This window comes from Pseudomonas sp. MWU13-2100 (assembly GCF_023242365.1).
Lineage (GTDB): Bacteria > Pseudomonadota > Gammaproteobacteria > Pseudomonadales > Pseudomonadaceae > Aquipseudomonas.
Genome location: NZ_JALLIX010000059.1, coordinates 16,677 through 34,493, shown reverse-complemented (window position 1 = coordinate 34,493; position 17,817 = coordinate 16,677). Strand labels below are relative to the sequence as shown.

Sequence of the window (17,817 nt, the reverse complement as noted above, 5' to 3'; positions counted from 1 at the left end):
TGTTATCGCCAGCGCTGGATTGACCCAGTTACCGAAATTTCACTGACCCAAGCTCCTACCTTGAGAACCGTCAGTAGGAATGGATTTTTGCCGATTGGTGTTGGGTCAGTGTGGCATCGGCCGTAGGGGCAATTCGGCATCAGCGCGAACACCCTAGACGCAGCCAGCAACTCTCAATCAGTATGCGAAATGGCCTGCCGAAAAAACTCATATTTCCCACGCATTACAGGCATGGGAGAATATTGCCTGCGCCAAATGCCGGGGTTACTGTTCAAGTGTCGCTGCAAATTCAGCGATCGGGCTTGGTAACCCGGATTTGAGTAGGCGCACAGCGCCGCGAGAGCGGCTTTTTTGTTTATGTTCGCGTTATGGCGGGCTGTGCGCAGGAGGCTTCGGCCTGCCGGTTCCTATTCACCGGTTTACCAACCTGCGTACAGTTCGCCACCCCTTCGCTTGGTAACGAAATGTGGCGAACTCCTTTACTGAATAGGAGTATCTCCATGGCTAAGAAAATCACTCCCGATCCGCCGATCACTGGCAAACCCCTCAGCACCGCCGACAAAGGCCAGTACCTGCGTAAACTCTCTGACACACTATCCAGCGAGCCCGAGCCAGATCTGGCAAACACGCCCCGTTTGCTCGATACCCTCGCGTTCACCTGCTCCAAACCCGTCATCCCTGAAGCCCCGTACAAGCCTACGCTGTTTGCCATCCAGCCGGGCATCAATGCCCAGGACGCACTGACCTACGTTTCCAATCTGCTCGAAACCGCGGAGCTCAATGGCGACGAAATCAGCCTGCATACCAACCCCGTCGAGCGGGCGTTGTTCTGGGGCATGTTGCATTCGGTGGAGGTGGCGCGGGCGGTGGTGGATGCGCTGCTTGAGGGGGCGTCCCCGTCCAATCAGCTGGCGTCCGCATTGGACAATCATCCGACTGGTTGAGGCAGTTCTGACAAGAAAGAGAGATCAGGCACTTGGCTGCTTGATCTCTTTTCCGTTTAAGGGCTGTGCAAAACGGTGTGTCGCGATGAGCGGATTCAGATGGATTTGAGCGGTAGGAACAAGCGTCGGCTTTCTGAACCAAGAGGCGAGAAACCGAATGATTCATAGAAACGCTGTGCTCGCTCATCAATCGCATCGACGACCATGGCGTAAATGGCGATCTCATCGCTGACGGCCAGGGTTCGCTTGATGGCATCGACCAGCAGGACTTTCCCCACCCCATGACGCTGAGCCGCGTGATTGACCGCCAACCTGCCTAGCAAGGCTGCTGGCACAGGATGTCGTGGGAGTTTAGAGGCGAGGTCACCAGGCAATTGGCTGAGTTCAATCGACAGGGTGGAGAGCGTGTAGTAGCCCGCAATACTCTTCGGTTGTTCCGCCGTGGTTGCCACAAAGACTCGGCTGACACGGCGCTTCACATCCTGACGGGCCTGCTTTTGAATATAGTCATCCAGTGAGGCTACGCCGCAATGGAATCCAGGTCTGTCGTGATCACTCCCCAGTGGTCGTATGAGCAAATTTGAATAATCGGTCATTGGCTGGTGACGCGCTGATCATGTTCCTCGAAGGCGGCGGTCAGTTTTTCGTTGAAGCGGATCGGTTTGGCCAATGCATTGAAGAAGACTTCGGAGTCTCTGCTATTCAGGCTCATGGCTTCGTGCTCATGAATGGTTTTTTCAGCATGAGCCAACGCACTGGTCAGTATGAAATTACTGACGGTCTTGCCTTCAAAGCTCGCGGCGCGCTCCAGCGTATTCTTGGCGCTGGGCTTCAGCCGGAGATTGATACGGTCCTGTCTGGTGTCTGTAGCGACGCCCATGATGAATTCCCCTCGGCGAAGTGGACAATATTGCTTTAAATGTACGTCAAAATGGTGCCTTTCTCAATGCGATGACTCAGATGATCAGCAGGCTGGCCGCTGCCGGATTGCATGTTGAGCTGCATATCGCTCAAGCCGCCTAAGCCGGCACACCTCCACACCTGCTCCGGCCAGAAACGACAAACCCCGCCAGGCAGCGGGGTTTGTCGTTTTACAAGTCTGTCACTGCCAGGCGTTCAGGACGCCTGCATCTCGCGTTTCTTCTCGAGGGTTTCCAGCTCGTTCTTATAATTATGAGCGTCGGTCTCGTTGTGGAACATGCCTACCAGGAGGTCCTGCTGGTGTACATCCCAGATTCGAATGCCGTGGGCAACGCCTTCATGGGACATGTGTGCATCATCGCGTTCGGTCACTTTTACGGTCATCTGCAAGCTCCAGTCTCTGTTGAACTGCGGCAACGCGTCGCAGGCCTCTGTTATATGATTCATTAGCCTCCTACGTAAATCGGTAACAGACGGAATTTATTCTTGCGGGAAACGCAATAATTGCCGAAGGCCCGGAATGCTTGGGTTTGCGTCGTTTGAGCTGAAGTTTTCTGACAAAAGTTTCATCTTGGATGCGCTGCAAAACAGCGTCCCAGGCACTGGCGAGCGCAGTTACGGTAAGAGGGTGGATGTGAGATCGCTATCGCTGGCAAGCCAGCTCCTGCACAAGCGTGGCGCAGGTTTATCGCGGGCATAAAAAAGCCCCGCATCCGCGGGGCTCGTTCTTGCAAGCAGTATCAGCTGCCCTTGACCTCTTTGCCGGCCACGGTGCCTTCCTGGAGCATGATGTTGTACTCCTTGCCGTCGGTTTCCACCTGTTGCAGGCGGACCAGCAGGTAGTCCCAGTCCTTGGCGAACCACATCACGGTGGTGCGCTTGTTCTGCGTCGGGTCGCGCACGCGCTCGACCTTGATCGCATCCACCGAACCGGCCTTGGTGCTGACGGTTTCCGCGCCCAGGACCCGGAAGTCGTAGGTGTCGGTGTCGGTGCCTTCGACCACCTGGTAGCTCATGCTTTTCTTGCCGGCCGCGACATCACGTTGCAGGGCCAACTGATAAGTGGACTTGTCGAGCATGCCGCTGTTCAGGGGCACCTTGACCGGATCGCCGCGATCGCTGCCGGTGACCATCTTCGACGACCAGTCGAAGTCCAGGTTGATCTTCTTCGCCTTGCCCAGGCCGCCCCGTTCGAAGCTGTAGCTCTGTGGCAGCAGGGTGTCCTTGTCGAGGAGCAGGGTGCTTTCCTCGGTCAGGCTGGCGATCATCATGGAAGCCTTGAAACTCAAGGTCCAGGTGCCGTTATCATTTTTCGACAGGCTGCGCTCGGCCGAACCGCTCATGGGCAGTTGTTTCCAGTCGGCGGTATAGCTGGCGGAGAAAGGTTGAAGATCCGCCGCTTGCACTGCCGGCAAGGCGAGCAGGGTAAGAGCGAAGAGCAAGGCACGACGCATAAAATCTCCTAGGTTCGAATCATTTGGCCGCTGGCCGCGAGTAATTGACCGTCCAACAATGCACCCCGTTCGCCCAGGACCAAACGCCCCTCGGCAAACCAGCGTACCGCCAGCGGATAAATCCTGTGTTCCTGGGTGTGGACCCGTTGCGCCAGACTCTGCGCGGTATCGTCAGACTCTACCGTAACCACAGCCTGTACGACCAGAGGTCCGCCATCGAGTTCCTCGGTGACGAAGTGCACGCTGCAGCCATGCTCCCGATCACCCGCTTCCAGCGCGCGCTGGTGGGTATGCAGGCCTTTGTACTTGGGCAGGAGGGAGGGGTGGATATTCAGCAGGCGCCCCTGGTAGTGGCGGACGAAGTCAGCGCTGAGAATGCGCATGAAGCCGGCCAGCACCACCAGTTGCGGGTTGAAGGCGTCGATCAGTTCGATCAAGGCGGCATCGAAGGCTTCGCGGCCGTCGAAGGCCTTGTGGTCCAGGGCGCGGGTTTCGATCCCCGCGTCCCGGGCGCGTTGCAGGCCGTAGGCGTCGGCGCGGTTGGAGATCACCGCGGCGATGCGCGCCGGATAGTCTGCGGCCCGCTCGCTGTCGATCAGGGCCTGCAAGTTGCTGCCGCTACCGGACAGCAATACCACGACGTTGCAGGTCGAGGTCATCGGCTCGGACATCAGTGCGCCTTGAGGTTCTTCAGCTCGACCTGGGCAGCGCCTTCGGCGGCGGTGGCGATCTGGCCGATGACCCATGGCTGCTCGCCGGCTTCGCGCAGGACCTTCAGCGCCGCTTCGACGTGTTCCTGGGCGACGCAGATGACCATGCCGACGCCGCAGTTCAGGACGCGGTGCATCTCGGTTTCATTGACGTTGCCTTTTTCCTGCAGCCAGTCGAAGACCGCCGGACGCTGCCAGCTGGCCACGTCGACCACGGCCTGGGCACCTTTTGGCAGGACGCGCGGGATGTTGTCGAGCAGGCCGCCGCCGGTGATGTGGGCCATGGCCTTGACCGCGCCGGTGTCCTTGATCAGCTTGAGCAAGGGCTTGACGTAGATGCGGGTCGGCGCCATCAGCAGGTCGGTCAGCGGTTTGCCGTCGAGCTGGATGGTTTCGATGTCGGCACCCGACACTTCGATGATCTTGCGGATCAGCGAGTAGCCGTTGGAGTGCGGGCCGGAGGACGGCAGGGCGATCAGGGCGTCGCCGGCGGCGACTTTCGAGCCGTCGATGATCTCGGCCTTTTCCACCACGCCGACGCAGAAACCGGCCAGGTCGTAGTCTTCGCCTTCGTACATGCCCGGCATTTCAGCGGTTTCGCCGCCGACCAGGGAGCAGCCGGCCAGTTCACAGCCGGCGCCGATGCCGGTGACCACCTGGGCGGCGGTGTCGACATTGAGCTTGCCGGTGGCGTAGTAGTCGAGGAAGAACAGCGGTTCGGCCCCGCAGACCACCAGGTCGTTCACGCACATGGCCACCAGGTCGATGCCGATGCTGTCATGCTTGTTCAGGTTCAGGGCCAGGCGCAGCTTGGTACCGACGCCGTCGGTGCCGGAGACCAGGACCGGCTGCTTGTAACCGGCCGGGATCTCGCAGAGGGCGCCGAAACCGCCCAGGCCGCCCATGACTTCCGGGCGCGCGGTGCGCTTGGCCACGCTCTTGATGCGTTCGACCAATGCTTCACCGGCGTCGATGTCTACACCGGCGTCCTTGTAGCTCAGGGAGGGTTGCTTGCTCATGATCCAGGCCTTTAGGGGGGATTCAGGGGGTATCGACCGGTAGCGCTAGGGCTTGCTGGGGAAAACGAACGAGTTCGTGTTTCCTTGGCGCCCGGCGCTCGCCGGTCTGCGAAGGCGCGCGATTTTATCAGGCTTGGGCAGCAGCGGCCATCCTCGGGCCGACGGCAGGGTCATATCGGCTTAAAAAAATCCCTGTGCGCTCGTGCTGGCCGCAATTGACGCGGCTGTATAAGGTATAGCTCTTGCCCCGCGATCTTTATGACGGGGGAAAACTTTTCAGCGATTGTGTGAATGATGGCACTGCGCAGTGGTCTCAAGGCTGTCGCTTTGTATTCATGCGGTCTTTAACCTGCCGCTTTCTGCCCGTCGGGAATTTTTCATGCGTCTGATCAAATTATTGAGTGCCGGCTGTCTTTCCCTGTTGAGCCTGGCCATCCACGCGCAAACCTTGAATGGCTTGTACCAGGTCCGTGAACCGGTCAGCAGCCAGGCGCCGGAGGAGCGTAACCAGGCCACCCAGCGTGCCCTGGAAACCCTGGTGTTGCGCCTGACCGGCGATCCCAAGGCGTTGCAGAGCCCGGGCCTGGCCGAAGTGCGCAAGGACCCGCAGCAAATCATCAGCCAGTACGGCTACGATGCCGGACCGCCGGAAAGCCTGCAGGTGGATTTCGATCCGCTGAGCACCGACCGCGCTTTGCGCGGTGCCGGGCTGGCGCTGTGGGGCAGCAACCGGCCGGCGATTCTCGGTTGGTGGCTGAATGATTCGACCGAGGGCTCCAACCTGGTCGGTGACGGTCAATCGGCCGCCGAACCGCTGCGTCGGGCCGCGCAACACCGTGGCCTGCCACTGCGCCTGCCATTGGCCGATCTGAACGAACAGATCGTCGCCACGGCGAAGAATCTTGAAGGCGGCGATGCCACGCCGTTGCACGACGTATCCGAGCGCTACGGTGCCGATGCGCTGCTGGCGGTGCATGCCCATGAAGAGGGTGGGCAGTGGCAGGCGAAATGGCGTTTGTGGCTGGGTGACCAGAAAGAGCAGGGCACGGCCCAGGGCGCCGACAGCGCCGCGTTGGCCGATGCGGTGCTGCTGGCGGTGAGCGAGCGCCTGGCGCCGCGTTTTGCGGCCAAGCCTGGTGTGGCGACCGAGCAATTGCTGGAAGTGCAGGGCATGACCCTGGAGCGTTACGCGGTTCTGGAACGTTTGCTCGAACCCTTTGGCGGTCGGCTAAAAAGTGTCGACGGCGACCGGATCGTCTATCAGGTCAATGGCAGCGCCGAGCAGTTGCGGGCGCAACTGGGGTTGGCGAAGTTGCAGGAGATCCCGGCGGGTGAAGCCTTGCCGGCGGTGGCGGCCAGTGCTGCACCTGTAGCCCCTGGAGCTGCGGCCGCGGCACCCGTTGCGCCTATGCCGGCGGCGCAGTTGCGTTTCCGTTGGTAGCTTTTCGGTTCTATCGAATTTCTTTCTATATATAAGGCAGAGGTCGTCCATGGCCGACACACGTCGATGGTTCTGGTTGGGCGCGGCATTCCTGCTGTGCGTGTTCGTGTACCTGTTGCATCCGATCCTCTCGCCGTTCCTGGTGAGCCTGCTGCTGGCCTATATGTTCGACCCGGTGGTCGACCGCCTGGAAAAACTCGGGATGTCCCGGACCTGGGGCGTGGTCTCGGTGTTCGCGCTGTTTATCCTGGTGTTGATGGCGTTGCTGTTGGTGCTGGTGCCGATGCTGGCCAAGCAGTTTTTCCGCCTCTATGAGCTGGCGCCGCAGATGCTTGACTGGCTGCAGCACACCGCCATGCCCTGGGCCCAGCACAAGTTCGGCCTGGCCGATGGCTTCTGGAAATTCGACAAGGTCAAGGCGGCCATCAGCGAGCACATGGGGCAGACCAGCGACATCGTCGGCGTGGTGCTGTCCCAGGCAACGGCCTCGAGCCTGGCGCTGATCGGCTTCGTGGCGAACCTGTTGCTGGTACCCGTGGTGAGTTTCTACCTGCTGCGGGACTGGGACCTGATGACGGCCAAGATCCGCAGCCTGCTGCCCCGTGACCGCGAGGCGCGCATCGTCTCCCTGGCGGGTGAGTGCCACGATGTGTTGGGCGCCTTCATGCGCGGCCAGTTGCTGGTGATGCTGGCGTTGGCGGTGATCTATGCCGGTGGCCTGATGCTGGTCGGCCTGGAACTGGGCCTGTTGATCGGCCTGCTGGCCGGGCTGGCGGCTATCGTCCCTTATATGGGCTTTGTGATCGGCATTGGCGCGGCGATGATCGCCGGCCTGTTCCAGTTTGGCGGCGACCTGTACCCGATGATCGGCATCCTCGCGGTGTTCATGATCGGCCAGGCCCTGGAAGGGATGGTGCTGACGCCGCTATTGGTCGGCGACCGCATCGGCCTGCACCCGGTGGCGGTGATCTTCGCCATCCTGGCCGGGGGGGAGCTGTTCGGCTTCACGGGTGTATTACTGGCCCTGCCGGTGGCCGCGGTGATCATGGTGTTGGTGCGGCATATGCACGATCTGTACAAAAGTTCGGACATGTATGGTGGCCAGGAAGACCCCGATCTCTGATCAGTGCACGCAAACCTTTGATTTTGCTTGTGGTCTGTTGCATTGTGCGGCCAGCCTCACGAGTATAAACTTTGCGAACTTTACACAGAGGCCACTAACGGTTCCCGGTAACCGTTCAGTCAGCATGAAACCGATTCAGCTGCCCCTAGGTGTGCGTCTGCGTGATGACGCCACCTTCATCAACTACTACCCAGGCGCCAATGCCGCTGCACTCGGCTATGTCGAGCGGCTATGCGAAGCCGACGCCGGGTGGACCGAAAGCCTGATCTACCTCTGGGGCAAGGACGGTGTGGGGCGTACCCACCTGTTGCAGGCGGCTTGCCTGCGCTTCGAGCAGATGGGTGAGCCGGCGGTGTACCTGCCGCTGGCGGAGTTGATGGACCGTGGGGTCGAGTTGCTCGACAACCTCGAGCAGTATGAACTGGTGTGCCTGGATGACCTGCAAGTGGTCGCCGGGCGCGCGGACTGGGAAGAGGCGCTGTTTCACCTGTTCAACCGTCTGCGTGACAGCGGGCGGCGCTTGCTGATTGCCGCTTCGACTTCGCCCCGTGAATTGCCGGTCAAGCTGGCCGACCTGAAATCACGCCTGACCCTGGCGCTGATTTTCCAGATGCGCCCCCTCTCGGATGAAGACAAGCTGCGAGCTTTGCAACTGCGTGCTTCAAGACGTGGCCTGCATTTGACCGACGAAGTAGGGCATTTCATCCTGACCCGTGGTACTCGCAGCATGAGCGCCCTGTTCGAGTTGCTCGAACGGCTCGACCAGGCTTCGTTGCAGGCCCAGCGCAAGCTCACCATTCCGTTTCTCAAAGAGACCCTGGGCTGGTAAAACCGGGGCTTTCAGCGCTTTTTCGCCAAATTCCAGACGTCACAAAACCCACGCCAGAAGCTTTCTTTTGGGTGTGTGGGATCCGTTTGGGTATTAAGTGCTTAGATGTTTTCAAGAAACGACCGAGTCACATCTTGTCCCATAAAATTTGCAAATGAGGGTGATAGAGGGCATAGTCTCGTTTCCTTACAAAACAGCCACGGTCGTGCCCATGCTAAATCGCTTCGCACCCCTCGTGCCTCTCGCACTTGTTACCCTGTTGTTCGGTTGCGCGGCGCATACGCCGGTTTCGCAACAACAGATGGATAATTCGGTCAAAACCGCATCGGTTTCTGGCGTCAAATCTTCGGTCGTACTGGACGATGAGCTGGCCACGGAAAAGGAACTCGCCGAGTTCGCCGACGGTAAGCCTTACCAGTTGCCGGTCCTTGCCGACAGCATTCTTGAGCGTGGCATGTCCCTGATCGGTACTCGCTACCGTTTTGGCGGCACCAACGAGAGTTCCGGCTTTGACTGCAGCGGCTTCATTGGTTATCTGTTCCGTGAGGAAGCCGGGCTCGACCTGCCGCGTTCCACGCGTGAGATGATCAACGTGAAGGCGCCGCTGGTCGCGCGTAACAAGCTCAAGCCGGGTGACCTGCTGTTCTTCGCCACCAATGGTCGTCGCGGTCGTGTCAGCCACGCCGGGATCTACCTGGGCGATGACCAGTTCATCCACTCCAGCAGCCGCCGCAGCGGTGGGGTCCGGATCGACAGCCTGGGCGACAGCTACTGGAGCAAGACCTTTATCGAAGCCAAGCGCGCCCTGGCGATGGCTCCGACCGTGGTCACGGCCAGCAACAAGTAATCGTGCGGACGTTTTCTAGCCATCGGCCCGGCTGATGGCTAAATGCCAAGCTTCAGTGTTAGGCAAATTTGTACAAAAAACGTCCGAAGTTAAAGTGATACTTGAAGTTTGGCGTATAGCCGCTAGAATCCTGACATATTGTTGAGTATCTGACCGCGCGAGCCTTGCTTGCGCGGTTTTGATTTCTCTACGCCACGGCAGAGAAAGCCGCATTCAGTCAGGATTTCTGCACATGTCGACCACGGCCCGTATTGCCTTGATTGCCTTCACCGCCTTGCTCGGTGCCTGTGCCGGCCATGCGCCGCCGCCCGCGCCGGTGGCTCGCCCCGTGGTCTTCGCCTCCCCGCAACCCTCCTCGCCAGAAGCTGAAGACGTGCTGTTCCGCGCCTTGGGCCTGGTCGGCACGCCCTATCGCTGGGGCGGCAATACACCGGACTCGGGTTTTGATTGCAGTGGCCTGATCAGCTATGTGTATCGCGACATGGCGGGTATCAACCTGCCGCGTTCGACCCGCGAGATGATCGTGATGCGCGCGCCGAACGTGCCGCAGAACGCCTTGCAGACCGGCGACCTGATCTTCTTCGCCACCCATGGCGGTTCCCAGGTCAGCCATGCTGGCATCTATGTCGGCGAAGGTCGTTTCGTCCATGCTCCGGCCACCGGTGGCACGGTGAAACTCGACAGCCTGTCCAAGGCCTATTGGCAGCGCGCCTACCTGAACGCCAAGCGCGTGTTGCCGGCCGCGCATCTGGCGAGCAACCCTTAATCAGCGTGTTGCCGTGAGGTGGTCATGACCGCTCGCACCCTCAAGCTCGACGATGCCCTCTACGGTTATCTGCTGGACGTTTCCCTGCGCGAAACGCCGCTGCTCAAGCGGTTGCGTGACGAAACCCAGGCGCTGCCCATGGCGCGCTGGCAGGTGGCTCCGGAGCAGGGGCAGTTCCTTGCGTTGCTGGTCAAGCTGACCGGCGCACGACGCCTGCTCGAGGTCGGTACCTTCACCGGTTACAGCGCCTTGTGCATGGCCTCGGCCTTGCCGGAGGGCGGCAGCCTGCTGTGTTGCGATATTCCCGGGGATTACAACGCCACCGCGCTGCGCTACTGGCGCGAAGCGGGGCTGGCCGAACGCATCGAGCTGCGCCTGGCTCCGGCGCTGGAAACCCTGGCGCAGTTGGAACAGCAAGGGCAGGGCGGGCAGTTCGACCTGATGTTCATTGATGCCGACAAGGCCAATTACCCGGCGTACCTGGAAAGTGCCCTGCGCTTGCTGCGCAGCGGTGGCCTGGCGATTTTCGATAACACGCTGTGGAGCGGACGGGTGCTGGAAGTGAATGCGCAAAGCGCCGACACCCGGGCCATCCAGGCGCTGAACCGGGCCTTGAAGGATGACGCGCGGGTGGATCTGTCGCTGTTGCCGCTGGGCGATGGTCTGACGCTGTGCCGTAAGGTCTAGGCGCTCGCTCAGGCTTCCTTGAACAGCAGGGCGATGCCGGGGTGGTACTGGCCGGCTTCGTTGTGCAACTTGCGATAGGCATAGGGGAAGTACCAGGCCACGGCGCAGCTGTTGGCTTTTTGCAGGTCATCGACCATGTCCTGCAGGTCTTCCGGGCTGGGGCTCTGTTGCGGCTTGAACGGCGAGACGAACAGGCAGCCGAGTTTCAGGTGGTGGGGGTGGCTGATCTTCTTGGCGTCGCTCGCTACATCCAGCAGGGCCGGCATCGGGTTGAGGTTGTTGACCTTGGGCCAGCGTTGCGTGGCCTGGATATAGACCGATTCCTGCGCGGTGGAGATCTGCAGGTCGCAGCGTCCGCCGCGGTCGCCTTCTTCGAGCTGCTTCTTGGTCGGGAAATGCTCCAGGGTGACCATTTCCGCGGCCCAGGCGGCTACCGACAACAGCCCCAGGTTGGCCCGTTCGTTGAACCAGTAGGGCGCCTGGCCGTCACCGAGGAGTTGGTTGTAGCGATCGATGCACTCGGGCCAACGCTCCAGGGCGGGGCGCAGAAATTCCAGTTTCGGATTGTTGATGATCAGGCCTTGCATGGGACTACCCTTTTTTATTGTTGAGTGGGGCTGTGGCTATTTGATATCACCTTCATCAGTGTGGCACAAATTCTGGCGCCGGTTTTTTGAACTGGTCGTGATTTGGAAGAATGCTCGGATTTGGCCAAAAAACCTTCGCACATTGTCTGCAGACGCCCCGGCGGGGCCGGGGCGTCTGCTTTTGTGATGGCGGCTTTATTTGACGCTCCACCCCCAACCCTCTAACCTTCGCCGATTGTTTCAGGTGCTCTGTGGCGAACCGCCGACAGGGTGAAACAGGGAAGCCGGTGAGCCCTTCGACAGGCGCGATTCCGGCGCTGCCCCCGCAACGGTAAATGAGTCAAGACCGCGCCTTGAGCCACTGTGTCCAGCCGACATGGGAAGGCGCGCGGTCCCGCGAATACGCACTCATGAGCCCGGAGACCGGCCTGATCCATCCCACAGCGTCACGGCGGGCGATGCTGGACGGCTCCGGCCGCGTTTTTCCCTGCCCCCCGTTTGCCTTATCCAGCCCCAACGGAGAGCTGCCATGAACGAATCCCCCGATCGCGACGAACGCCACCTGGCGCGCATGCTGCGCAAAAAGGCGCTGATCGACGAGCGTATCGCCAGCGCCCCGAACGAATGCGGTCTGTTGCTGGTGCTCACCGGCAACGGCAAGGGCAAGAGCAGCTCGGCCTTCGGCATGCTCGCCCGGGCCATGGGCCATGGCATGCAGTGCGGCGTGGTGCAATTTATCAAGGGCCGCAACAGCACCGGCGAAGAACTGTTCTTCCGGCGCTTTCCCGAGCAGGTGCGCTTCCATGTGATGGGCGAGGGTTTTACCTGGGAGACCCAGGATCGCCAGCGCGATATCGCCGCCGCCGAAGCCGCCTGGGAAGTCTCCCGGGAATTGCTCCGTGACCCGGGCATCGGCCTGGTGGTGCTCGATGAGCTGAATATCGCCCTCAAGCACGGTTACCTCGACCTCGATCAGGTGCTGACCGACCTGCAAGCCCGCCCGCCGATGCAGCACGTGCTGGTCACCGGACGCGGCGCCAAGCCGGAAATGATCGAGCTGGCCGACACCGTGACCGAAATGGGCCTGCTCAAGCATGCGTTCCAGGCCGGGATCAAGGCCCAGAAGGGCATCGAACTATGAGGCAAGCGCGTCATTGCCCGGCGGTGCTGATCGCCGCGCCGGCTTCCGGCCAGGGCAAGACCACGGTGACGGCGGCCCTGGCGCGCCTGCACCGCAATCAGGGGCGCAAGGTCCGGGTGTTCAAGTGCGGCCCGGACTTTCTCGACCCGATGATCCATGAGCGCGCCAGCGGTGCGCCGGTCTATCAGCTGGATTTGTGGATGGTCGGCGCCGAGGAAAGTCGCCGTCTGCTCTGGGAAGCGGCCGGCGAGGCCGACCTGATCCTGATCGAAGGGGTCATGGGCTTGTTCGACGGTACGCCGTCGAGTGCCGATCTGGCCCGGCATTTCGGTGTGCCGGTGCTCGGGGTAATTGATGGGACAGCCATGGCCCAGACCTTCGGTGCCCTGGCCCTGGGGCTGGCGCGCTACCAGCCGGACCTGCCGTTCGCCGGGGTGCTGGCCAACCGTGTCGGCACCCTGCGTCACGCGCAATTGCTCGAAGGCAGCCTGACCGAAGGCCTGCGCTGGTACGGCGCGCTCTCCCGGGAAACCGCGATCGAGCTGCCGAGCCGTCATCTCGGCCTGGTGCAGGCCAGTGAATTGAATGACCTGGACAAGCGCCTGGACGCGGCCGCCGAGGCCCTGGCCGGCAGTTGCGAGGTGGCGCTGCCGCCGTCGGTGGCTTTTGAGGCGCCCGAACCGCTGGTCGCCGAGTCGCTGCTGGCGGGGGTGCGCATCGCCGTCGCCCATGACGAGGCCTTTGCCTTCATCTATGGCGCCAACCTGGACCTGTTGCGGGCCATGGGCGCCGAGTTGCGGTTTTTCTCGCCGATCCACGATCAGCTCTTGCCCGAGGCGGACAGCCTTTACCTGCCCGGTGGTTATCCGGAGCTGCATCACCTGGCCCTGGGACAGAACGCCCCGATGCTGGCGGCGATCCGCGCTCACCACCAGGCCGGCAAGCCCTTGCTCGCCGAATGCGGCGGCATGCTCTATCTGCTCGATGCGCTGACCGATGTCGACGGACAACGCGCCGAGTTGCTCGGCCTGCTGGCGGGGGAGGCGACGATGCAGAAGCGCCTGGCGGCCCTGGCCTTGCAGGCGGTGACCTTGCCGGAGGGGCTGTTGCGCGGCCACACCTATCACCATTCGCTGACCACCACGGTGCTTGAGCCGATTGCCCGGGGCCTGAGTCCCAATGGCGGGCGCGGCGCCGAGGCGGTGTATCGCCAGGGGCGGATGACGGCCTCTTACGTGCATTTTTATTTTCCGTCCAACCCGCGGGCGATTGCCGCGCTGCTGGCTCCGGATATCCACCTTGCCAAGGCCGGCGCACTCTCGGAGCGCGCGGACTTACCCGCGCGGAGGCCATGACCGACAACGCTTTTAGCCCTGAAGAACGCGCGGCGGTCTACCGTGTCATCGGTGAACGCCGCGATATGCGCCACTTTACCGGTGGCAGCGTGGCGCCCGAGTTGCTCTCGCGTTTGCTGGAAGCGGCGCATCAGGCACCCAGTGTCGGGCTGATGCAGCCCTGGCGTTTTATTCGCATCAGCGACCGCGCCTTGCGTGGCCGGATCCAGCAGTTGGTGGAAGAAGAACGGATACGCACCGCCGAGGCCCTGGGCGAGCGTTCCGATGAGTTCATGAAATTGAAGGTCGAAGGTATCAATGACTGTGCCGAGTTGCTGGTCGCCGCGCTGATGGATGATCGCGAGCGGCATATCTTCGGTCGGCGGACCCTGCCGGAAATGGACATGGCGTCCTTGTCCTGCGCTATCCAGAACCTCTGGCTGGCCGCCCGTGCCGAAGGCCTGGGCATGGGTTGGGTCTCGCTGTTCGAGCCGCAGGCCTTGGCGCAACTGCTCGGTCTGCCGGCGGGGGCCAAACCGCTGGCGGTGCTTTGCCTGGGGCCGGTCCAGGCATTTTATCCGGCACCCATGCTGGTGCTGGAAGGTTGGGCGCAGCCGCGCCCCTTGAGTGAATTGTTGTATGAGAATTATTGGGGAGTGAGTCAATGAGTGTGGCGTTGTTGAGTGTCGCCGGGGTTGCGCTGGATGCGCTGCTGGGCGAACCCAAACGCTGGCATCCGCTGGTGGCGTTCGGCCGTCTGGCGGACCGTATCGAGCAACGTTTCAACGCCGGCGGGCGAGGCTGGCGCAGTCATGGGGTCAGCGCCTGGGTGCTCGCGGTGCTGCCGCTGACCCTCTTGGCCACGGCCTTGTCATGGGCGCCTTATGTCGGCTGGCTCATCGAAATCCTCGCGCTCTATTGCGCCCTCGGCCTGCGCAGCCTCGGTGAGCATGTGATCCCCGTGGCCCAGGCGTTGCGCAGCGACGACCTGGATCGCGCACGCCAGCGCGTGAGCTATCTGGTCAGTCGCCAGACCACGGAGCTCGATCACACCGAAGTGGCCCGTGCGGCCACCGAATCGGTGCTGGAGAACGGCAGCGATGCGGTATTCGCCGCGTTGTTCTGGTTTGTCGTGGCCGGCGCGCCCGGCGTGGTGCTGTATCGCCTGAGCAACACCCTGGACGCCATGTGGGGCTACCGCAACGAGCGTTTCGAACGTTTTGGCTGGGCGGCGGCGCGGATTGACGATGTCTTGAACTATATTCCTGCACGCTTGGTGGCCCTGACCTACGCCTTGCTCGGTAAAACCGGACTGGCGCTGCAATGCTGGCGCCGCCAGGGACCGAGCTGGGACAGCCCGAATGCCGGGCCGGTGATGGCGGCGGGAGCTGGCGCGCTGGGGGTCGAGTTGGGCGGGGCGGCGATTTATCACGGTGAATTGCACCAGCGCCCGCAGTTGGGCGAAGGCGAGCCGGCGACCGCCGACTCCATCGACCGTGGCTGGCAGTTGGTGCAACGGGGTGTGTGGTTGTGGTTGCTGATTCTCTGTCTGGGAGCTGAGATCTATGCTTGAGCACGGTGGGCGTCTGCGCAAGGCGGTGGAACACTACGGTATCGCTGAGTCCGACTGGCTGGACCTGTCCAGTGGCCTGGCGCCCTGGCCCTGGCCGATCCCGGCGATCCCCGAGCGTGCCTGGGCGCGTCTGCCGGAAACCGATGACGGCCTGGAGCGGGCCGCCTGCACTTACTACGGTGCGCCGCAGGTGTTGCCGGTGCCCGGTTCCCAGGCGGCGATCCAGTTGCTGCCGCGCCTGCGTCGTGCGGGCAAGGTCGGCGTGCTGTCGCCTTGTTATGCCGAGCATGCCGAAGCCTGGCGGCGCGGCGGCTATACGGTGCGCGAAGTGCTGGAGCACGAAGTTGACTTTTTTCTCGACAGTCTCGACGTGCTGGTGGTGGTCAACCCGAACAATCCCACCGGCCTGAGCCTGACCCCGGCGCGGTTGCTGGAATGGCATGCGCGCCTGGCCCAGCGCGGTGGCTGGCTGGTGGTGGACGAAGCCTTCATGGACAACACGCCGCAGCGCAGCCTGGCGGCCCACAGTCATCAGATCGGGCTGATTGTCCTGCGCTCGTTCGGCAAGTTCTTCGGCCTGGCCGGCGCGCGCCTGGGCTTTGTCCTTGCTGAAGCCAAGCTGCTCAGGTTGCTCGCCGAACAGGTCGGGCCCTGGGCGGTCAGCGGGCCGACGCGGGTACTGGGGCAGGTCTGCCTGGCCGATACCGCCGGCCATGAACGCCAGCGTGTGCGCAGCGAACAGGCCAGTCAGCGCCTGGTGGCTTTGTTGACGCGTTTCGACCTGGCGCCCCAGGGCGGTTGTGCGTTGTTCCAGTGGCTGGTGACGACGCGGGCCGAGGCCTTGTATGAGTTCATGGCCCGCCAGGGCATTCTGCTGCGCCTGTTCACCCATAACAGCAGCCTGCGTTTCGGCCTGCCCGCGGACGAGGCCGATTGGTTGCGCCTGGAACGGGCGTTGCAGGCCTTTGCCGGTGAGCCGGCATGAGCACGCTGATGGTGCAAGGCACCACCTCCGATGCCGGCAAAAGTACGTTGGTGACCGCCCTGTGCCGCTGGCTGACCCGCCAGGGGGTGCGCGTGGTGCCGTTCAAGCCGCAGAACATGGCGCTCAACAGCGCGGTGACCGCCGACGGCGGCGAGATCGGCCGCGCTCAGGCGGTCCAGGCCCAGGCCGCCGGCCTCGCGCCGCATACCGATATGAACCCGGTATTGCTCAAGCCCAACAGCGACACCGGCGCCCAGGTGATTATCCACGGCCGCGCGGTGACCAGCATGAACGCCGTGGCCTATCACGACTACAAAGCCATTGCCTTGCAGGCGGTGCTGGCCTCGCACCAGCGTCTGAGCGCCGCCTACCCGGTGGTGATGGTCGAAGGCGCGGGCTCACCGGCGGAGATCAATCTGCGCGCCGGGGATATCGCCAACATGGGCTTCGCCGAGGCGGTGGACTGCCCGGTGCTGCTGATCGCCGATATCAACCGCGGCGGGGTGTTCGCCCATCTGGTGGGCACCCTCGAACTGCTGTCGCCCAGCGAGCAGGCGCGGGTCAAGGGTTTCATCATCAACCGTTTTCGCGGTGATCTCGCGCTGTTGCAGCCCGGGCTGGACTGGCTGCAACAGCGTACCGGCAAGCCGGTGATCGGCGTGCTGCCCTATGTGCCGGACCTGCACCTGGAGGCCGAGGACGGCCTCGACCAGCGCCAGGTCGACAAGGCCGACCAGGTGCTGAAGGTGCTGGTGCCGGTATTGCCCCGCATCAGCAACCATACCGATTTCGATCCGTTGCGCCTGCATCCGCAGGTCGACCTGCAATTTATCGGTCCCGGCCAGGCCATTCCGGCCTCGGATCTGATTATCCTGCCCGGCTCCAAGAGCGTGCGCAGCGACCTGGCCTATCTGCGCCAGCAAGGCTGGGACGCGGCGATCAACCGTCACCTGCGCTATGGCGGCAAGCTGCTGGGGATCTGCGGCGGCCTGCAGATGCTCGGTGAGCAGGTTGATGATCCGCTGGGGTTGGAAGGGGCGCCGGGCTCCAGTGCCGGGTTCGGGCTGCTGGCCCTGAGCACCGAGCTCGAGCAGGAAAAACAACTGCGTAATGTGCGCGGACGTCTGGCCTTGGAAGACGCCGAGGTCAGCGGTTATGAGATCCATGCCGGGGTCACCGTCGGCGCGGCGCTACAACAGCCGGCCGTGCACCTGGACGATGGTCGTTGCGACGGTGCCCAAAGCGCCGACGGGCAGGTGCTCGGGACTTACCTGCACGGTCTGTTCGAGTCGCCCCGGGCCTGTAGTGCGCTGCTGCGCTGGGCCGGTTTGGCGCAGGCGCGGGAGGTGGATTATCACGCCCTGCGCGAGCGCGACATCGAACGCCTGGCCGATCTGGTGGAAAAACATCTGGATACCGATCGCTTGCGTCAGCTTTGTGGTCTTGAATAAGGGCG

The 17,817-nt window shown here is 62.3% G+C and carries 20 protein-coding genes and 1 riboswitch; of the genes, 13 read left to right on the top strand and 7 right to left on the bottom strand.

Annotation, left to right across the window (positions count from 1 at the left end):
* The first annotated feature begins 500 nt into the window (after positions 1-500).
* Positions 501-944 carry a hypothetical protein gene (locus M5B99_RS27480; RefSeq protein WP_248806991.1) on the top strand — a complete coding sequence of 148 codons (444 nt, stop codon included), beginning with the start codon at positions 501-503 and terminating at the stop codon, positions 942-944.
* 95 nt (positions 945-1,039) lie between these two features.
* Here M5B99_RS27480 and M5B99_RS27475 read toward each other — a convergent pair whose 3' ends face one another.
* From M5B99_RS27475 to purM, 6 genes are all read right to left on the bottom strand, one after another.
* Positions 1,040-1,540: a GNAT family N-acetyltransferase gene (locus M5B99_RS27475; RefSeq protein ID WP_248806990.1), complete on the bottom strand. Its 501-nt coding sequence runs from the start codon at positions 1,538-1,540 to the stop codon at positions 1,040-1,042.
* Positions 1,537-1,824: a DUF1778 domain-containing protein gene (locus M5B99_RS27470; RefSeq protein ID WP_103499728.1), complete on the bottom strand. Its 288-nt coding sequence runs from the start codon at positions 1,822-1,824 to the stop codon at positions 1,537-1,539. Before M5B99_RS27470 ends, M5B99_RS27475 begins: the two co-directional genes overlap by 4 nt.
* A 236-nt stretch (positions 1,825-2,060) precedes the next feature.
* Positions 2,061-2,249 carry a hypothetical protein gene (locus tag M5B99_RS27465; RefSeq protein WP_100940982.1) on the bottom strand — a complete coding sequence of 63 codons (189 nt, stop codon included), beginning with the start codon at positions 2,247-2,249 and terminating at the stop codon, positions 2,061-2,063.
* 356 nt (positions 2,250-2,605) lie between these two features.
* Entirely contained in the window at positions 2,606-3,319 is a 714-nt protein-coding gene (locus tag M5B99_RS27460; RefSeq protein ID WP_248806989.1) for a DUF3108 domain-containing protein, read from the bottom strand.
* A gap of 8 nt (positions 3,320-3,327) precedes the next feature.
* Complete coding sequence (gene purN / locus M5B99_RS27455; protein WP_248806994.1) at positions 3,328-3,978, bottom strand: phosphoribosylglycinamide formyltransferase; 651 nt, start codon at positions 3,976-3,978, stop codon at positions 3,328-3,330.
* Between the two features lie 11 nt (positions 3,979-3,989).
* Complete coding sequence (gene purM / locus M5B99_RS27450) at positions 3,990-5,048, bottom strand: phosphoribosylformylglycinamidine cyclo-ligase (RefSeq protein WP_248806988.1); 1,059 nt, start codon at positions 5,046-5,048, stop codon at positions 3,990-3,992.
* Positions 5,049-5,427: 379 nt separating this feature from the next.
* Here purM and M5B99_RS27445 point away from each other — a divergent pair, with 379 nt between their 5' ends.
* From M5B99_RS27445 to M5B99_RS27420, 6 genes are all read left to right on the top strand, one after another.
* A complete protein-coding gene (locus tag M5B99_RS27445; protein ID WP_248806987.1) occupies positions 5,428-6,489 on the top strand; it encodes a DUF2066 domain-containing protein in 1,062 nt (353 codons plus the stop codon).
* Between the two features lie 49 nt (positions 6,490-6,538).
* Complete coding sequence (locus tag M5B99_RS27440; protein ID WP_248806986.1) at positions 6,539-7,612, top strand: AI-2E family transporter; 1,074 nt, start codon at positions 6,539-6,541, stop codon at positions 7,610-7,612.
* A 124-nt stretch (positions 7,613-7,736) separates the two neighbouring features.
* Positions 7,737-8,441, top strand: coding sequence for a DnaA regulatory inactivator Hda (gene hda, locus M5B99_RS27435; protein WP_100940947.1), 705 nt, complete (start codon positions 7,737-7,739; stop codon positions 8,439-8,441).
* Positions 8,442-8,652: 211 nt separating this feature from the next.
* Positions 8,653-9,288, top strand: a complete 636-nt coding sequence (locus M5B99_RS27430; RefSeq protein WP_248806985.1) for a C40 family peptidase — start codon at positions 8,653-8,655, stop codon at positions 9,286-9,288.
* A gap of 232 nt (positions 9,289-9,520) precedes the next feature.
* Positions 9,521-10,054: a C40 family peptidase gene (locus M5B99_RS27425; protein ID WP_248806984.1), complete on the top strand. Its 534-nt coding sequence runs from the start codon at positions 9,521-9,523 to the stop codon at positions 10,052-10,054.
* Between the two features lie 24 nt (positions 10,055-10,078).
* Positions 10,079-10,741 (top strand): class I SAM-dependent methyltransferase, encoded by a 663-nt coding sequence (locus M5B99_RS27420; protein WP_248806983.1) that lies wholly within the window; start codon positions 10,079-10,081, stop codon positions 10,739-10,741.
* A gap of 8 nt (positions 10,742-10,749) precedes the next feature.
* Here the strand turns inward: M5B99_RS27420 and M5B99_RS27415 are convergent, their stop codons facing one another.
* Positions 10,750-11,328 (bottom strand): hypothetical protein, encoded by a 579-nt coding sequence (locus M5B99_RS27415; RefSeq protein WP_248806982.1) that lies wholly within the window; start codon positions 11,326-11,328, stop codon positions 10,750-10,752.
* Positions 11,329-11,553: 225 nt separating this feature from the next.
* Positions 11,554-11,775: riboswitch (cobalamin riboswitch) on the top strand.
* Positions 11,776-11,857: 82 nt separating this feature from the next.
* Between M5B99_RS27415 and cobO the strand changes: the two genes are divergently transcribed.
* Genes cobO through M5B99_RS27385 form a run of 6 tightly spaced genes read left to right on the top strand, consistent with a single transcriptional unit; the run spans position 11,858 to position 17,812 of the window.
* On the top strand, positions 11,858-12,469 hold the full coding sequence (cobO, locus tag M5B99_RS27410) for a cob(I)yrinic acid a,c-diamide adenosyltransferase (protein ID WP_248806981.1): 612 nt from the start codon (positions 11,858-11,860) through the stop codon (positions 12,467-12,469).
* Positions 12,466-13,824 carry a cobyrinate a,c-diamide synthase gene (locus tag M5B99_RS27405; RefSeq protein WP_248806980.1) on the top strand — a complete coding sequence of 453 codons (1,359 nt, stop codon included), beginning with the start codon at positions 12,466-12,468 and terminating at the stop codon, positions 13,822-13,824. Before cobO ends, M5B99_RS27405 begins: the two co-directional genes overlap by 4 nt.
* Positions 13,821-14,471: a 5,6-dimethylbenzimidazole synthase gene (bluB, locus tag M5B99_RS27400; protein ID WP_248806979.1), complete on the top strand. Its 651-nt coding sequence runs from the start codon at positions 13,821-13,823 to the stop codon at positions 14,469-14,471. Before M5B99_RS27405 ends, bluB begins: the two co-directional genes overlap by 4 nt.
* The gene (gene cbiB / locus M5B99_RS27395) at positions 14,468-15,376 is read left to right on the top strand and encodes an adenosylcobinamide-phosphate synthase CbiB (protein WP_248806978.1); all 909 of its coding nucleotides are present in this window, start codon (positions 14,468-14,470) and stop codon (positions 15,374-15,376) included. Before bluB ends, cbiB begins: the two co-directional genes overlap by 4 nt.
* A complete protein-coding gene (gene cobD, locus M5B99_RS27390; RefSeq protein ID WP_248806977.1) occupies positions 15,369-16,361 on the top strand; it encodes a threonine-phosphate decarboxylase CobD in 993 nt (330 codons plus the stop codon). Before cbiB ends, cobD begins: the two co-directional genes overlap by 8 nt.
* Positions 16,358-17,812, top strand: a complete 1,455-nt coding sequence (locus M5B99_RS27385; RefSeq protein WP_248806976.1) for a cobyric acid synthase — start codon at positions 16,358-16,360, stop codon at positions 17,810-17,812. Before cobD ends, M5B99_RS27385 begins: the two co-directional genes overlap by 4 nt.
* Positions 17,813-17,817 lie beyond the last annotated feature (5 nt).

Excerpts from the sequence above, each read along its gene's own strand:
- M5B99_RS27480 (WP_248806991.1), top strand. The coding sequence starts at position 501 with ATGGCTAAGAAAATCACTCCCGATCCGCCGATCACTGGCAAACCCCTC.
- M5B99_RS27475 (WP_248806990.1), bottom strand. The coding sequence starts at position 1,540 with ATGACCGATTATTCAAATTTGCTCATACGACCACTGGGGAGTGATCAC.
- M5B99_RS27470 (WP_103499728.1), bottom strand. The coding sequence starts at position 1,824 with ATGGGCGTCGCTACAGACACCAGACAGGACCGTATCAATCTCCGGCTG.
- M5B99_RS27465 (WP_100940982.1), bottom strand. The coding sequence starts at position 2,249 with ATGACCGTAAAAGTGACCGAACGCGATGATGCACACATGTCCCATGAA.
- M5B99_RS27460 (WP_248806989.1), bottom strand. The coding sequence starts at position 3,319 with ATGCGTCGTGCCTTGCTCTTCGCTCTTACCCTGCTCGCCTTGCCGGCA.
- purN (WP_248806994.1), bottom strand. The coding sequence starts at position 3,978 with ATGACCTCGACCTGCAACGTCGTGGTATTGCTGTCCGGTAGCGGCAGC.
- purM (WP_248806988.1), bottom strand. The coding sequence starts at position 5,048 with ATGAGCAAGCAACCCTCCCTGAGCTACAAGGACGCCGGTGTAGACATC.
- M5B99_RS27445 (WP_248806987.1), top strand. The coding sequence starts at position 5,428 with ATGCGTCTGATCAAATTATTGAGTGCCGGCTGTCTTTCCCTGTTGAGC.
- M5B99_RS27440 (WP_248806986.1), top strand. The coding sequence starts at position 6,539 with ATGGCCGACACACGTCGATGGTTCTGGTTGGGCGCGGCATTCCTGCTG.
- hda (WP_100940947.1), top strand. The coding sequence starts at position 7,737 with ATGAAACCGATTCAGCTGCCCCTAGGTGTGCGTCTGCGTGATGACGCC.
- M5B99_RS27430 (WP_248806985.1), top strand. The coding sequence starts at position 8,653 with ATGCTAAATCGCTTCGCACCCCTCGTGCCTCTCGCACTTGTTACCCTG.
- M5B99_RS27425 (WP_248806984.1), top strand. The coding sequence starts at position 9,521 with ATGTCGACCACGGCCCGTATTGCCTTGATTGCCTTCACCGCCTTGCTC.
- M5B99_RS27420 (WP_248806983.1), top strand. The coding sequence starts at position 10,079 with ATGACCGCTCGCACCCTCAAGCTCGACGATGCCCTCTACGGTTATCTG.
- M5B99_RS27415 (WP_248806982.1), bottom strand. The coding sequence starts at position 11,328 with ATGCAAGGCCTGATCATCAACAATCCGAAACTGGAATTTCTGCGCCCC.
- cobO (WP_248806981.1), top strand. The coding sequence starts at position 11,858 with ATGAACGAATCCCCCGATCGCGACGAACGCCACCTGGCGCGCATGCTG.
- M5B99_RS27405 (WP_248806980.1), top strand. The coding sequence starts at position 12,466 with ATGAGGCAAGCGCGTCATTGCCCGGCGGTGCTGATCGCCGCGCCGGCT.
- bluB (WP_248806979.1), top strand. The coding sequence starts at position 13,821 with ATGACCGACAACGCTTTTAGCCCTGAAGAACGCGCGGCGGTCTACCGT.
- cbiB (WP_248806978.1), top strand. The coding sequence starts at position 14,468 with ATGAGTGTGGCGTTGTTGAGTGTCGCCGGGGTTGCGCTGGATGCGCTG.
- cobD (WP_248806977.1), top strand. The coding sequence starts at position 15,369 with ATGCTTGAGCACGGTGGGCGTCTGCGCAAGGCGGTGGAACACTACGGT.
- M5B99_RS27385 (WP_248806976.1), top strand. The coding sequence starts at position 16,358 with ATGAGCACGCTGATGGTGCAAGGCACCACCTCCGATGCCGGCAAAAGT.